Origin of the sequence: Kribbella steppae (genome assembly GCF_004342025.1) — a bacterium.
GTDB lineage: Bacteria > Actinomycetota > Actinomycetes > Propionibacteriales > Kribbellaceae > Kribbella > Kribbella steppae.
In genome coordinates, this window is the sequence record NZ_SLWN01000025.1 from 36647 (window position 1) to 50560 (window position 13914).

Consider the following 13914-nt stretch of genomic DNA (forward strand, 5'->3'; position numbering starts at 1 on the left):
GTCTGAGCAGATAGCGTCGCCCCATGGCCGAGCTGAGTCTCACAGATGTCCGGTCCGCCGCCGACCGGATCGCCGGGGTCGCCCACCGTACGCCGGTCCTGACCTCACGGACCCTGGACGAGCGGGTCGGTGCGCAGGTGTTCCTGAAGGCGGAGAACCTGCAGCGGATCGGCGCGTTCAAGTTCCGCGGCGCGTACAACGCGGTCAGCCGGTTGTCCCCCGACCAACTCCGGTACGGCGTCGCGGCGTACTCGTCGGGGAATCACGCGCAGGCCGTCGCCCTGGCAGCCCGGATCGCCGGGACGAAGGCGGTCATCCTGATGCCGACCGACGCACCGCCGACGAAGCTCGCCGCCACTCGTGGGTACGGCGCTGAGGTCGTCACGTACGACCGCTATGCCCAGGACCGGGCCGCGCTGGCCAAGGAACTGGCGACCGAGCGTGGACTCACCCTCATTCCGCCGTACGACCACTACGACGTGATGGCCGGGCAGGGGACGGTCGCGCTGGAGCTGATCGAGGAGACCGGACCGCTGGACGCGCTGCTCGTCCCGGTCGGAGGCGGCGGGTTGATGGCCGGCTGTGCGACGGCGGCGACCGCGCTGGCGCCGGGGATCCGGATGATCGGGGTCGAGCCGACCGCCGGCGACGACCACGCCCGATCGCTGGCGGCGGGTGAGCGGGTCGAGATCGACGTACCGCGGACGATCGCCGACGGGCAGGCGATCTCGACGCCGGGCGAGCTGACCTTCGCGGTGAACCGGCGCCTGGTGGATTCCTTCGAGCTGGTCGCGGACGACGAGATCGTGGCCGCGATGGCGTTCGCGTTCGAGCGGCTGAAGATCGTCCTCGAGCCGAGTGGCGCCAGTGCGCTGGCGGCGTTGCTGGCGGGGCGGATCCAGTCGCTGCCGGAGCGCGTCGGAGTCGTGCTGTCCGGCGGGAACGTCGGCCTGGATCGGTTCCTCGAACTGCTCGGGAAATAGCTGAATTCGCAAGGAACTGAGGATGCCCTGAGTACGCACTGTGCCCGTTGTCACAGACAGCGACCATGAAATGTGACCGGGGTCACAATGGGCGGCTGATTTGCTGTCTGCGCCCCGCTCAGATGCGCTCAGGACACCTGATGTTCACCACCGGTTCCTGATCCGTCAGAGAGCCCTCCAGGGCCATTCCGGAGCCTCTCTGTGGATCTGAGGGTTTGCGTCGTGATCGTTCTGTTATACAGTCGTCGGCGGTTCGGTAAATACGACGAACCGCACAGGTGTCAACGCCGAGCCCTGCCAGACACCTGTGCTCCCCTCGAAAACCAAGGCAGGGGTGGGGGACCCAGGAGGTTGGGTCTCGACCGTGAGTGGTCGGAACCCTGGGGTGAAGTCCGCGGGAGCGGACCGGGCTATGAATCCCAGCCCGAACCCGACAGCTAACTCCGCAGGCGTCGGGAGACCACCATGCCCGTCACTGCCCGACGGACGTCGCTTTCGCGCGCCGTCAGCCAGACCAGCGAGGTCAGTACCCGGCCCACCGGCCGGACCCTCGCGAAGCACCGCAAGCCGACCAAGCCCGCAACCCCCCGGGCCGCAGCCGCCGTCCTCACGGTGGGCCTCACGGTCGGCGGTGGAGCAGCCATCACGCTCGCCACCCCTCCGGCGAGCGCCTCGGCGGCGACGACTTCCGCCACCGCCACCACCACGCCGCGTGGCTACTGGAGCATCCCGAGTCGGCCGCTGCTGCGGTTCCGCGACAAGGGCCCGACCGTCAAGTACGTGCAGAAGGCCCTGCACCTCGGCCCGGACGGCTACTACGGCGCCAGCACCATCCGGGTCCTGAAGAAGTACCAGGCATCCTGGGGTCTCAAGGCCACCGGTACGACGACCCGGGCGACCTGGGGCCGACTGACCTGGACCGCCAAGCGCGGACTGCTCTACGGTCCCTACGGCAAGTCCAGCGGCACCACGACCTTCCGCGCCAAGGTGCTGCGCGAGGCGGCGAAGCTGAAGGGCACCCCGTACCGCTACGGCGGCACGACCCCGCGTGGCTTCGACTGCTCCGGCTACACCGGCTACGTGTACAAGAAGGCCGGCAAGAAGCTGCCCCGTACGTCGCGTGCGCAGTACAGCGCGACCAAGCACATCAGCCGCAGGACCGCGAAGCCGGGTGATCTCGTCTTCTTCAAGAGCGGTGGCGGCGGCGTGTACCACGTCGGCATCTTTGCCGGCGGCAACATGCTGTGGCACTCCTCCAAGCCGGGTGTCCCGGTGCGGAAGGCAAAGATCTGGAGCAAGAGCGTGGCCTTCGGCCGCGTCTGACTCCGACCTGTCAGCATCCTCTCCCCCCAGGGATCGCTGACGCTGAAACCGGTCGGGGCCGTCGTCCCCCCACCCCTCCGACGGCCCCCGACCGGTTTCCTATCTCTCCAGCCCGACCGGTTATCTAGCTCTCCGGCCCGACCGTTTCCTTCTTGAGCCCGACCGGTTACCTATTCTCTTCAGCCCGACCGGTTTCCTATCTCTCCAGCCCGACCGGTTGCCTATTCTTCCAGCTAGCCGTCCAGCAGCCCGGCGTCGTGCGCCAGGATCGCGACCTGGACCCGGTTGGTGGCGTCCAGCTTCACCAGTACCCGCGAGACGTGCGCCTTCACCGTCGCCTCGCTCATGAACAACGTCTTGCCGATGTCGGCGTTCGACAGGCCGCGCCCGACCGCGGCCAGCACCTCGCGCTCCCGATCGGTGAGCGCCGTGAGCCGCTCCCGCGCCTGCCGCTGCCGGTCCGAGCGTGAGTCCGCCGCGAAGTGCCCGATCAGCCGCCGCGTCACCGCCGGCGACAACATCGCGTCCCCGGCCGCGACCACCTTCACTGCCTGGACCAGCTCCCGCGGCGGAGTGTCCTTCAGCAGGAACCCACTGGCCCCGGCCTGCAGCGCCCGGAAGACATAGTCGTCCAGGTCGAACGTCGTCAGGACGACGACCTTCGGTGGATCCGGCAGGGCCTGCACCTCACGCGTCGCCGCCAGCCCGTCCAGCCGCGGCATCCGGATATCCATCAGTACGACGTCCGGCCGGTGCTTCACCACCATCGCCGCCGCGTCGGCGCCGTCGTCGGCCTCGGCGACCACCTCGAGGTCGTCGTCGGACTCGAGGATCATCTTCAGCCCGGCCCGGACCAGCGCCTCGTCGTCCACGATCAGCAGCCGCGTCATCGTTCCCCTTCGTCCACAATCACAGCCGGCTCAGCGCCCTCGCGGCCATCCGACCAGGGCAGCCAGGCCTCGACCCGCCAGCCGCCTTCGGTCGTCGTGCCGGTCGTCAGCTTGCCACCCGCCAACTCGACCCGCTCACGCAGTCCGACCAGGCCCGCACCGGAGCCTGGCAGCAGTGAACCAGCAGCAACCGGCCGTACGTTCGTCACCCTGACCGTCACGCCTGCTCCCCTGGCCCCCTGGACGACCACGTCGGTCGAGGCTCCTCGGGCGTGCTTGTGCACATTGGTCAGCGACTCCTGCACCACCCGATAGACAGTGCGCCCGACAGAGGCCGGTACGTCGTCCGGCAGCGCGAACTCGCCCGTCACACTCACCCCGGCTTCCCGGGAATCCTCCACCAGCCGTTCCAGATCCGCCGCTCGCGGCACCGGTGCCAAGTCGGCCCCGTCGACGCTGACGTCGGAACGTAGTACGCCGAGAACCTCGCGCAGATCCTCCATCGCCTGGCGTGCGGTCTCGCGGATCAGCCGGGCCGAGCCCTCTACCTTCTCCGGGCCGACCGCCGGGTTCACCTCGAGGCCGCCGGCGTGCAGGGCGATCAGCGACACCTTGTGCGCGAGTACGTCGTGCATCTCCTGGGCGATCCGGGCCCGTTCGCCCAGCCGGGCCTGCTCGCCGCGCAACTCGCGCTCCGCCTCGGCCCGCTCGGCGCGGTCCCGGAGCGACACCATCAGGTCCCGGCGCGCGCCGATGTACGCACCGACCGCGATCCACGTCCCGATCAGGAACGGTGCGGTGAAGACCGAGACCCAGAAGTCACCGTCGCCGTACCAGGAGTTGAGGACGTAGGCGACGTACGCGCTGAAGCCGAGGGTGTGCAGGACCAGGTCGCGGCGGCGGATCGCCAGGGTCAGCAGGGCGAGGCCCATCGGGACGAAGATGCCTGCCGTCAGCATCGCGGCGATGGTGATCATGGTGACGGTCGCCGGGAACCGCCGGCGCCAGAACAGCGCGACCGACGCCACCACTCCCGCACCCAGGACGAACCAGTCCTTGATCCCCCAGCCCGCGCCGTCGGAGGCAGCCTGGAGGACGACCGTGAGCAGGCTGAACCCGGCGTACAGGACGTCGCGCAGGCGCGCGGCATGCCTGACCCACCAGGCGTACCACCGGCGCAACCGTCGCATTCTGTCAGCGTAGTTGGGCGGCCTCGGTGTTCTCGTCACCCGTTCGGGTGGGTTCAGGGGTCGTCCCCGACGACTTTCGTAGGGGGTGATCGCAGCCGCTCGTCCGATGTGGGAGTGGGGTCGCGAACGGTTGACTCGATGTCATGATCACCGTCGAGAACCTGACCAAGCGGTACGGCAGCACCACGGCTGTCCACGACGTCTCCTTCACCGTCCAGCCGGGCAGCATCACCGGCTTCCTCGGCCCGAACGGGGCCGGCAAGTCCACCACGCTGCGGATGCTCACCGGGCTCACCCCGCCGACGTCCGGCACCTCGACCATCACCGGCAAGCGGTACGTCGACCTGCTCAATCCGGGCCGAGTGGTCGGGGTCATGCTCGACGCCGCGGCCCAGCACCCGGGCCGGACCGGACGGGAGACGCTGCTGCTCAACGCGAGCCTGCTCGGCGTCCCCAAGGGCCGGGTGGACGAGATGCTCGAGGCCGTCGGCCTCAGCCACGCGGCGAAGCGCCGGGTCGGGCAGTACTCGCTGGGGATGCGGCAGCGGCTCGGTATCGCCAGCGCGCTGCTGGGCGATCCCGCCGTACTGATCCTGGACGAGCCGGCCAACGGGATGGACCCCGAGGGCATCCGGTGGATGCGTGGCCTGCTGCAGGACTTCGCCTCCCGTGGCGGCACGGTGATCCTGTCCAGCCACCTGCTGGGCGAGGTGCAGGCGACCGTGGACCGGCTGGTCGTCATCGGCGGCGGCCGGATCGTTGCCAACGGTTCCCTGGCGGAACTGCTGGCCGGGAGCGGAACGCTCGTCCGCGGTCTCGACCCGATCGGACTGAACCAGGCGCTGACCGCCGCCGGCCTGCGGCTCGAGCCGCTGCAGGACGGCGCGCTGCGCGTCGACGCCACCGCCGAGCAGGTCGGCCGGGTCGCCGCGGCCGCCGGCCAGATCCTGCTCGAACTCCGCCAGAGCGACGGCGCCGGCCTGGAGGAGCTGTTCTTCCAGCTCACCACCCCGCTCGCCGAAGCCGCCTGATCACATCTACTCGCTTGGAGCTCATCACTATGACCACCGTTACCGACATCGCGCCCTCGGCCCCGGCCAAGCACCGGGCCGAGGTAGCGACCGCGCTGCCGCCCGCACGCGGCCAGTCCTTCCTCAAACTCGTCACACTCGAACTCCGCAAGTCCGTGAACACCCGCAGCGGCCGCGTCCTGCTCGCCGCGATCCTGCTCCTCGCAGCGATCGCGATCGGCTGGCAGCTCACCCACCTGCCGCAGGGGCCGGCCGGCTTCGACGGCTTCCTCGGCGCCGCCTCGACCAGCGTCATGCTGTTGCTGCCGGTGATCGGCGTGATGGCGATGACGAGTGAGTGGACCCAGCGGACCGCGCTGACCACGTTCACGCTGTCGCCACGCCGGGTCCGGGTCCAGCTGGCCAAGTTCGTCTCCGCGATCGTGCTGAGCGTCGTGGCGATGACCGCGGTCGTCGTGCTCGCGTTCGCCGGAACCGCTCTCGCCGGTGCGGTCACCGACCACACGACGTCGTACGCCGGAGTGGGCGGGCAGTTGGCCGGGGCCTACCTGACCGTCGCGCTCAACGTGGTGATGGGTGCCGCCTTCGGTGCGGTGATCGCCCAGACCGCGGTCGCGATCCTGGTGTACTTCATCGCCCCGACCGCCTGGTCGCTGGCCGGGCCGGCGCTGTTCAAGGACAACGCGAACTGGCTGGACGTGTTCGGCGCCTTCGGCCGGATCGCGGAGCGCGACCTGCACGGGATGCTGCCCGAGACGCTCACCGCGATCGGGGTCTGGATCGTTCTGCCGACCATCGTTGGACTGTGGGCAAGCTCACGTCGCGAGGTCAAGTAACGGGGGTCCGACGCGGTGGGGTGGGCCGGTTTGAGGGGACCGGACCCACCCCACCGGCGGTGTGATCGGACCTCTCGGGGTCCAGCCAGGGGGCCGGTGCGTGTGTCGATCCCGCGCTCCGGGTATCCTAGAAACACGATTACTGACGACTGATCCGTGGGCGCCACGCTGCGTACCCGGTTGACTTGTGCGAGGGGGTCGACGCTATGGGGCGCGGCCGTGCAAAGGCCAAGCAGACGAAGGTCGCTCGCGACCTGAAGTACCGCACCTGGGACACCGATTTGGATCAGCTCAAGCGTGAGCTGTCCGGTGACCAAGGTGGCGACCGTTCTGCAAACGGCGAGAACGACGGCGACGACAGCGACGCCGACGACTACCACCCCCGTCGGTAGGCAACACCAGCCCGGCTGAACTGCTCAAGCACCCTCACGGGTGCCTGAGCGGTAGTCGTGCGCCCGACGAGGTCCACCACACCAGCAGTAGCCGTAGCGGTGCCGCCTACCCGAAATCAGGCGGCACCCGCGGTCGTCTGGCTCAGCTGTAGCGTCGGCGGTACACGCAACCCAGCTACAGCCAGGAGCTACTTGGCGTACGTGCCCTCGAGGGTGACCGTGCCGCCGGGGGTCTGGCTGACCTCACCGCAGATCCAGGCCGGGATGTCCCGGGAGGCCAGCGCCGCGACGGCCCGGTCGGCAGCCGACGGATCCAGTACGGCGACCATGCCGGCACCCATGTTCAGCGTCTTCTCCAGCTCGGGGAGCGCGACGTCGCCGAGCAGCCCGACCAGACCGAAGATCGGCGCCGGCGTCCAGGTGGAGCGGTCGATCCGGACCGACAGCTCGGCGGGGATGACGCGGGCCAGGTTGGCCGCGAACCCACCGCCGGTGATGTGCGACATCGCGTGCAGCGGCTTCGCGTCGCCGTCGAACTCGCCGTTCAGCTCCTGGATCAGCTCGAGGCAGTGCTTGGCGTAGACCCGGGTCGGCGTCAGCAGCACCTCGCCGAGCGTGGCGCCCAGCTCCGGCACCTCGCGGTCCAGCGACCACTTCGCCCGCTCGAAGAACACGTGCCGGACCAGTGAGTACCCGTTCGAGTGCAGGCCCGACGAGCCCATCGCGACGACCACGTCACCCGCGCGCACACGCTCCGCGCCGAGCACCTCGTCGGCCTCGACCACACCGGTCGAGGCGCCGGCCACGTCGTACTCGTCCGGCTCCAGCAGGCCCGGGTGCTCGGCGGTCTCGCCGCCGACGAGCGCCGTACCGGCCTCCACGCAGGCCTCGGCGATCCCCTTCACGATCTGCGCGATCGTCTCCGGGACCACCTTGCCGGTGCAGATGTAGTCGGTCATGAACAGCGGTTCGGCACCGCACACGACCAGGTCGTCGACGACCATCCCGACCAGGTCGAACCCGATCGTGTCGTGCTTGCCGAGCTTCTGCGCGATCGCGACCTTGGTCCCGATGCCGTCGGTCGAGGTCGCCAGCAGCGGCCGCCGGTACGACGTCAGCGCGGTCGCGTCGAACAGGCCGGCGAACCCGCCGAGACCGCCGACCACCTCGGGGCGGGTCGCCTTCGCCACCCACTCCTTCATCAGCTCGACGGCCCGGTCACCGGCCTCGATGTCGACTCCGGCGGCGGCGTAGCTCGCCCCTTCACTCACGTTCTTCTCCTCGGTACGGCGTCCGCCGGTCAGATCGAATGCCTACGGACGGCTCAGAGCGTCGGCCGCACCGGCACCGCCGGAGACCGTCGCCAGGCCGTCGATGTCGGTGGCCACTGGCAGCTCCAGCAGGTGCTTGCCGAGCTGCTCCGGGTCCGGCAGCGCGACCGGGTAGACCCCGTCGAAGCAGGCACGGCAGAGTCGTTCCTTCGGCACCGTGGTGGACTCGACCAGGGCGTCCAGGCTGATGTAGCCGAGCGAGTCGGCGCCGAGCGAGCGGCAGATCTCCTCGGTGTTCAGGCCGTTCGCGATCAGCTCCGCGCGACTGGCGAAGTCGATGCCGTAGAAGCACGGCCACTTCACCGGCGGCGCGGTGATCCGTACGTGGATCTCCTTCGCGCCGGCCTCGCGGAGCATCCGGATCACCGCACGCTGGGTGTTGCCGCGGACGATCGTGTCGTCGACCACCACCAGCCGCTTGCCCTCGATCACCTCGCGCAGCGGGTTCAGCTTGAGCCGGATACCGAGCTGGCGGATGGTCTGGCTGGGCTGGATGAAGGTCCGGCCGACGTAGGCGTTCTTGACCAGGCCTGATCCGTACGGGATGCCGGATTCCTCGGCGTACCCGATCGCGCCCGGTACGCCGGACTCCGGGGTGGCGATGACGAGGTCGGCGTCGGCCGGGTGCTCCCGGGCCAGCCGGCGGCCGATCTCCACCCGGGTGGAATGGATCCGCTGGCCGGAGATCTGGGTGTCCGGGCGGGCCAGGTAGACGAACTCGAACAGGCAGCCCTTGGGGTCCGGCTCGGCGAACCGGGTCGAGCGCAGCCCCTCGGCGTCGATCGCGACGATCTCGCCGGGCTCGATCTCCCGGATGAACGAGGCGCCGACGATGTCGAGCGCGGCGGTCTCGCTGGCGACCACCCAGCCGCGCTCGAGCCGGCCAAGCACCAGCGGGCGGATGCCCTGCGGGTCGCGGGCGGCGTACAGGGTGTTCTCGTCCATGAAGATCAGGCTGTAGGCGCCCTTGACCTTCGGCAGGATCTTCGCCGCCGCCTCGTCGATGGTGAGGTCCGGATACCCGGCCAGCATCGAGGTGAGGATGTCGGTGTCGGAGGAGGCGCTGTGCTTGGCGTTCGCCTTCGCGTGCTCGACCTCGACGTCCAGCCCGAGGTCGAGGTCGCCGCCGCCGTTCAGGCTGGCGGCCAACTCACCGGTGTTGGTCAGGTTGCCGTTGTGACCGAGCGCGATCGACCCGGTCGCGGTGGACCGGAAGGTCGGCTGGGCGTTCGCCCACACGCTCGACCCGGTGGTCGAGTACCGGCAGTGTCCGATCGCGATATGTCCGCGCAGCGACGCCAGGGTCGCCTCGTCGAACGCCTGGCTGACCAGCCCCATGTCCTTGTAGACGAGGATCTGGCTGCCGTTGCTGACCGCTATGCCAGCCGACTCCTGCCCGCGGTGTTGCAGAGCGTAGAGCCCGAAATAGGTGAGTTTGGCGACCTCTTCCCCCGGTGCCCAGACCCCGAAGACGCCACAGGCGTCCTGCGGTCCGAGATCCTGCGGGTCAAGATCATGGGTGAGCCGACCATCGCCACGAGCCACACCAGCAGTCTACGGGACGCGGACCGGCCTTCCGGCCACCACCGATCCCGGTGGGACTACCAGCAGGCCGCGATCAGGTGGCAAGCGTCGCTGCCACCGGCGGCGGATGCGGTCAGCGGCGAGGCCGACGCGAGAAGCAGGACGACCGCAACTACAGTCAGCACCTTCTTGATCACAACTAGTCCCTTCAGAAATAATCCGAAACCACCTATTGAGTGCTCTTTGTCGACGCACTCTGTATATGGTCGGTTCCGACAAGTTTCTGGAGGAGAAGGATCGTGCTCGAACCGCTGGGGGTGGACGAAGCCACCTTTGCGGTCTATCACGCCCTTCTCAGCCACCCAGACAGTACGCCGGAGCAGATTGCCGCGCTAGTAAAACGTCCGGTGCCGGAAGTCCGCGAACTGCTGGACCAGCTCCGCAAGCTCGAGCTGCTGGTCCCCACCTGGACCAACCCGGAGTCGGAGCACGCGGTCCACCCGCGGGTCGGGCTGACCGGCCTGGCCGAGCGGCGCCGGACCGAGCTGAACAAGATGCTCGGCGAGCTCAAGGAGGCCGAGGCGTCCGCCGAGGTCGTCGCCGAGCAGTACAACGAGCTCCTCACCGCCCGCAGCAGTGGTGACGTGGAGTTGCTGAAGGGCCGGGCGAACGCCTCCCGCCGGATCGAGGAACTCGCACTGAAGGCCCGGGACACGTTCTGGGGCCTGGTGCCGGCCCATATCGACGACACGATCCACCAGGTGGACCGGTCACCGGACTTCACGTTGCTGGAACGCGGCCTGAAGATGCGGACCGTCTACCTGCAGAGCATGACCTCGTCGAAACAGGCCCTGGAGTACGCGGCGACCATGCACCGCCTCGGCGGCGAGGTGCGCGCGACCCCGACCCTGCCGATGCGGCTGCTGATCTTCGACCAGGAGATCGCGATCATGCCGATGGACCCGGAGAACCCGACCGCCGGCGCGGTGATCCACCGCACCCCGGCCGTCGTCTCGGTCACCCTCGCCCTGTTCGACGCCTACTGGTCGCGCGCCACCGAGATGTTCGCCCCCGAGGACCGCGACGAGAATGCCCCGCTCACCCCGCACGAGGCCGAGGTTCTGCGTTTGCTCGCCGGCGGCGCGAAAGACGAACAGGTCGCCCGTTTACTCGGTATTTCGTTGCGCACCGCCCGCCGAATTACCGCGAATCTTTCCGAACGACTCGACGCGGCCAGCCGATTCGAATTGGGCGTGGCCGCAGCCAAACGCGGCTGGGTCTGATCACAACCTTTTCCGGCGCGGAAATCCCGAGGAATTCTCCGGTCCGCCGCCAGGGCCGGAAAGCCTGCCCCGGCAGGGGTTTCCGGCCACATCCGGTATGGACCGCTGACCGTCGTACCCGGCAGGAAGATGCCAACAGCTTGCCATCAGGTCCTGGACGTGCTTTAGTTCGCGCCCATTACCAATGACACTGCGCCAATGACATCGTAATCAGTGGTCAGACCGTCTTGAGGGCGGCGAGGAGTTTGGTCAGGGAGTCTCTTGCGTCGCCGAACAGCAGGGTGGTTCGCGGGTCGTAGAGGAGTTCGTTCTCGATACCGGCGAATCCGGGGCGCATCGAACGTTTGAGGAAGATGACCCGGTGCGCCTCGTCGGCGTTCAGGATCGGCATGCCGTAGATCGGGGCGCTCGGCGTCGTGCGGGCGGCCGGGTTCACGACGTCGTTGGCGCCGACGACGAGGACGACATCGGTGGACTTGAAGTCGCCGTTGATGTCGTCCATCTCGCGCAGCTGGTCGTACGGGACCTGCGCCTCGGCCAGCAACACGTTCATGTGGCCCGGCATCCGGCCGGCGACCGGGTGGATCGCGTAGTCGACCTTCACACCGCGGCCCTGCAGCTCCTCGACCAGGTCCCGCAGGGTGTGCTGCGCCTGGGCGACCGCGAGGCCGTAGCCGGGCACGATGATGACCTTGTTCGCGTACCCGAGCAGGATGGCCACGTCCTCCGCGCCACCGGAGATGACCGGCCGCTCGGACGCCGTACCGCCGCCCAGGGTCGAACCGCCCCGGACCGCACCGAAGAGGATGTTGAAGACCGAGCGGCCCATCGCGTCGGCCATCAGCTTGGTCAGCAACGTACCGGCCGCGCCGACCAGTGTGCCGGCCACCAGCAGCAGCGTGTTGCCGAGCACGTAACCGCCGGCCGCGACGGTCAGACCGGTGAAGGCGTTCAGCAGCGAGATCACGATCGGTACGTCGGCGCCACCCACCGGCAGCACCAGCATCACGCCGACCGCGAGACCCACCAGGCAGAGCAGTACGCCGACCCACACCCGCGGTTCGGAGACCAGCCAGCCGGCCAGGGCGATCCCGCCGAGGACCGAAGCGATGAACAGCACCGGCAGACCGGGGAAGGTCACCGGCCGGGTCGTCATCAGCTCCTGCAGCTTGGCGAACGTCACGATCGAACCGGAGAAGCTGATCGCGCCGACCAGGACGGTGAACGCGGTGGCGATCGCGGCGATGGTCTGACCGTCGTGCACCTCGCCGAGCTCGATCAGCGCGACGAGGGCGGCCGCGCCACCGCCGACACCGTTGAACAGGGCAACGAGCTGCGGCATGTGGGTCATCTGCACCCGGCGCGACCCGACCACACCGCCGACGGTGCCGACGCCCAGTGCGATCAGGATCGGCGCCAGGTGGTCCGGCTTGTAGGCGACGAAGGTGATCACCACCGCGAGCACCGCGCCGGCCGCGCCGAGCGCATTACCGGCCCGGGCGGACTTCGGCGACGACAGCGCCTTCAGCGCGACGATGAAACAGACCGCGGCGACCAGATACCCGATCTGGGCCCAGGTGGGGATCACTTGTGCAGCTCCTTCTTGCGCGCCCCCGGGCCTTTGAACATCTCCAGCATCCGGTCGGTGACCACGAACCCGCCGACCATGTTGACGGTCGCGAGTACGACGGCCAGCAGCCCGACGACCACCACGATCGCGGACTCTGCCTGACCGGTGACGATGATGGCGCCGACCAGGATGACGCCGTGGATCGCGTTCGCCCCGGACATCAGCGGGGTGTGCAGGGTCGAGGAGACCTTGCTGATCACCTCGACGCCGACGAACGCGGCCAGCACGAAGATCGTCAGCAGCGCAATGGACTCGGTCATGGGGCCTCCCGGCCTGGACTGAGGAGCGGAGGGAGCGAAGCGACTGGAGTGACGAGGGAAGGCCGGGAGGCAAAGCCCCATGACCCGCCACGCCGGAGGCGTGGCATCAATACCGTCACGGGGCCTGTCCTTCCAGGAGCTCGCGGGTGGGCTCGTGCAGCACGCTGCCGTCGTGGGTGACGCAGCAGCCGCGGACGATCTCGTCGTCGAAGTCCGGATCGAACGCCGCGTTGCGGGTCATCAACCGGATCAGGTTGGTGATGTTCTGACCGTAGAGCCGGCTGGCCGGTCCGGCCATCTGGCTCGGGACGTTCGCACCGCCCCAGACCAGTGCATCACCGATGGTCAACTCGGTACCGGCGACCGAGCCCTCGACGTTGCCGCCCTGCTCGGAGGCCAGGTCGACGACGACCGAGCCGGGCTTCATCTGCTCGACCATCGACCGCGACACCAGCATCGGTGCGGTTCGGCCGGGTACGGCGGCTGTGGTGATCAGGGCGTCCGCGGCGGCGACGTACGGGGTGAGCAGTTCACGCTGCAACTGGGCCCGTTCCGCCGTCATCTCGCGGGCGTATCCACCGGGTCCGTCGAGGGTGCCGAGTTCCAGTTCGATCGGTACGGCGCCCATCGACGCGATCTCCTCGGCGGCGGCGGTCCGGACGTCGTACGCCTTGACCACGGCGCCGAGGCGCTTGCACGTCGCGATCGCCTGCAGGCCGGCCACTCCGGCGCCGAGGACGAGGACCTGGGCCGGCGGGACCGTACCGGCCGCGGTCATGTTCAGCGGGAAGAACCGCGGCAGCCGCTCGGCCGCGACGATCGCCGCGCGATATCCGGCGACCAGGGCCTGGGAGGACAGCGCGTCCATCGACTGGGCCCGGGAGATCCGCGGAACCAGCTCCATCGCGAACAGCGTCAGCTTGGCCCGGGAAGCGGACCGGACCACATCCGGCGGGTTCGTCGGCAGGAACGACATCAGCGCCGTACCGGCGTGCAGCCGTTGCAGACGCTCGCGCTCCAAGGGCTGCACCGATGCCACGATGGTGGCCGCGTGGTCCGCACCCCAGGCGACCTCGGCGCCGGCGTCGCGGTACTGGTCGTCGGAATACAGCGCCCGCTCGCCGGCGGCCGGCTCGACCGCCACCTCGTAGCCGAGCTCGATGAGTTTCGCGACTTGTTCCGGCACCAGCGCGACCCGGCGCTCGGCCGGTCTGGTCTCCCGTACGACTGCGATCTTCACT

13 protein-coding genes and 1 riboswitch are annotated in these 13914 nt (G+C 68.9%); of the genes, 6 read left to right on the forward strand and 7 right to left on the reverse strand.

What is annotated here, in order from left to right; genetic code table 11:
- Nucleotides 1-23 precede the first annotated feature (23 nt).
- Both EV652_RS42240 and EV652_RS42245 read left to right on the forward strand, forming a co-directional pair.
- Nucleotides 24-983 carry a threo-3-hydroxy-L-aspartate ammonia-lyase gene (locus EV652_RS42240; protein WP_132216642.1) on the forward strand — a complete coding sequence of 320 codons (960 nt, stop codon included), beginning with the start codon at nt 24-26 and terminating at the stop codon, nt 981-983.
- Nucleotides 984-1281: 298 nt separating this feature from the next.
- Nucleotides 1282-1449: riboswitch (cyclic di-AMP (ydaO/yuaA leader) on the forward strand.
- Complete coding sequence (locus EV652_RS42245; RefSeq protein WP_132216645.1) at nt 1449-2306, forward strand: C40 family peptidase; 858 nt, start codon at nt 1449-1451, stop codon at nt 2304-2306. It overlaps the preceding riboswitch by 1 nt.
- Before the next feature lie 233 nt (nt 2307-2539).
- Here the strand turns inward: EV652_RS42245 and EV652_RS42250 are convergent, their stop codons facing one another.
- Nucleotides 2540-3196 (reverse strand): response regulator, encoded by a 657-nt coding sequence (locus EV652_RS42250; RefSeq protein WP_132216648.1) that lies wholly within the window; start codon nt 3194-3196, stop codon nt 2540-2542.
- Entirely contained in the window at nt 3193-4386 is a 1194-nt protein-coding gene (locus tag EV652_RS42255; RefSeq protein WP_132216651.1) for a sensor histidine kinase, read from the reverse strand. Before EV652_RS42255 ends, EV652_RS42250 begins: the two co-directional genes overlap by 4 nt.
- A gap of 143 nt (nt 4387-4529) precedes the next feature.
- On the opposite strand from EV652_RS42255, the gene EV652_RS42260 reads away from it, so the two are divergent.
- The 3 genes from EV652_RS42260 to EV652_RS42270 all read left to right on the forward strand — a co-directional run bounded on the left by EV652_RS42260 (nt 4530) and on the right by EV652_RS42270 (nt 6645).
- Nucleotides 4530-5417: an ABC transporter ATP-binding protein gene (locus tag EV652_RS42260; protein ID WP_132216654.1), complete on the forward strand. Its 888-nt coding sequence runs from the start codon at nt 4530-4532 to the stop codon at nt 5415-5417.
- 29 nt (nt 5418-5446) lie between these two features.
- The gene (locus EV652_RS42265; protein ID WP_132216657.1) at nt 5447-6253 is read left to right on the forward strand and encodes an ABC transporter permease; all 807 of its coding nucleotides are present in this window, start codon (nt 5447-5449) and stop codon (nt 6251-6253) included.
- Nucleotides 6254-6459: 206 nt separating this feature from the next.
- Nucleotides 6460-6645: a DUF3073 domain-containing protein gene (locus tag EV652_RS42270; RefSeq protein WP_132216660.1), complete on the forward strand. Its 186-nt coding sequence runs from the start codon at nt 6460-6462 to the stop codon at nt 6643-6645.
- 188 nt (nt 6646-6833) lie between these two features.
- Here the strand turns inward: EV652_RS42270 and purM are convergent, their stop codons facing one another.
- Both purM and purF read right to left on the reverse strand, forming a co-directional pair.
- The gene (purM, locus tag EV652_RS42275; protein ID WP_132216663.1) at nt 6834-7916 is read right to left on the reverse strand and encodes a phosphoribosylformylglycinamidine cyclo-ligase; all 1083 of its coding nucleotides are present in this window, start codon (nt 7914-7916) and stop codon (nt 6834-6836) included.
- A gap of 42 nt (nt 7917-7958) precedes the next feature.
- The gene (gene purF / locus EV652_RS42280) at nt 7959-9521 is read right to left on the reverse strand and encodes an amidophosphoribosyltransferase (RefSeq protein ID WP_132216666.1); all 1563 of its coding nucleotides are present in this window, start codon (nt 9519-9521) and stop codon (nt 7959-7961) included.
- 278 nt (nt 9522-9799) lie between these two features.
- On the opposite strand from purF, the gene EV652_RS42285 reads away from it, so the two are divergent.
- A complete protein-coding gene (locus EV652_RS42285) occupies nt 9800-10783 on the forward strand; it encodes a helix-turn-helix transcriptional regulator (protein ID WP_242002333.1) in 984 nt (327 codons plus the stop codon).
- 217 nt (nt 10784-11000) lie between these two features.
- Here EV652_RS42285 and EV652_RS42290 read toward each other — a convergent pair whose 3' ends face one another.
- From EV652_RS42290 to EV652_RS42300, 3 genes are all read right to left on the reverse strand, one after another.
- Nucleotides 11001-12371: an NAD(P)(+) transhydrogenase (Re/Si-specific) subunit beta gene (locus EV652_RS42290; RefSeq protein WP_132216669.1), complete on the reverse strand. Its 1371-nt coding sequence runs from the start codon at nt 12369-12371 to the stop codon at nt 11001-11003.
- Nucleotides 12368-12673, reverse strand: coding sequence for an NAD(P) transhydrogenase subunit alpha part 2 (locus tag EV652_RS42295; RefSeq protein WP_132216672.1), 306 nt, complete (start codon nt 12671-12673; stop codon nt 12368-12370). The genes EV652_RS42290 and EV652_RS42295 overlap by 4 nt, the downstream gene beginning before the upstream one ends.
- 115 nt (nt 12674-12788) lie before the next feature.
- Nucleotides 12789-13913 carry an NAD(P) transhydrogenase subunit alpha gene (locus EV652_RS42300; RefSeq protein WP_132216675.1) on the reverse strand — a complete coding sequence of 375 codons (1125 nt, stop codon included), beginning with the start codon at nt 13911-13913 and terminating at the stop codon, nt 12789-12791.
- Nucleotide 13914: the final 1 nt, after the last annotated feature.

What these genes read in the sequence shown, in the direction of transcription:
- EV652_RS42260 (WP_132216654.1), top strand. Translation starts at nt 4,530, where the DNA reads ATGATCACCGTCGAGAACCTGACCAAGCGGTACGGCAGCACCACGGCT.
- EV652_RS42295 (WP_132216672.1), bottom strand. Translation starts at nt 12,673, where the DNA reads ATGACCGAGTCCATTGCGCTGCTGACGATCTTCGTGCTGGCCGCGTTC.
- EV652_RS42245 (WP_132216645.1), top strand. Translation starts at nt 1,449, where the DNA reads ATGCCCGTCACTGCCCGACGGACGTCGCTTTCGCGCGCCGTCAGCCAG.
- EV652_RS42255 (WP_132216651.1), bottom strand. Translation starts at nt 4,386, where the DNA reads ATGCGACGGTTGCGCCGGTGGTACGCCTGGTGGGTCAGGCATGCCGCG.
- EV652_RS42240 (WP_132216642.1), top strand. Translation starts at nt 24, where the DNA reads ATGGCCGAGCTGAGTCTCACAGATGTCCGGTCCGCCGCCGACCGGATC.
- EV652_RS42265 (WP_132216657.1), top strand. Translation starts at nt 5,447, where the DNA reads ATGACCACCGTTACCGACATCGCGCCCTCGGCCCCGGCCAAGCACCGG.
- EV652_RS42250 (WP_132216648.1), bottom strand. Translation starts at nt 3,196, where the DNA reads ATGACGCGGCTGCTGATCGTGGACGACGAGGCGCTGGTCCGGGCCGGG.
- EV652_RS42270 (WP_132216660.1), top strand. Translation starts at nt 6,460, where the DNA reads ATGGGGCGCGGCCGTGCAAAGGCCAAGCAGACGAAGGTCGCTCGCGAC.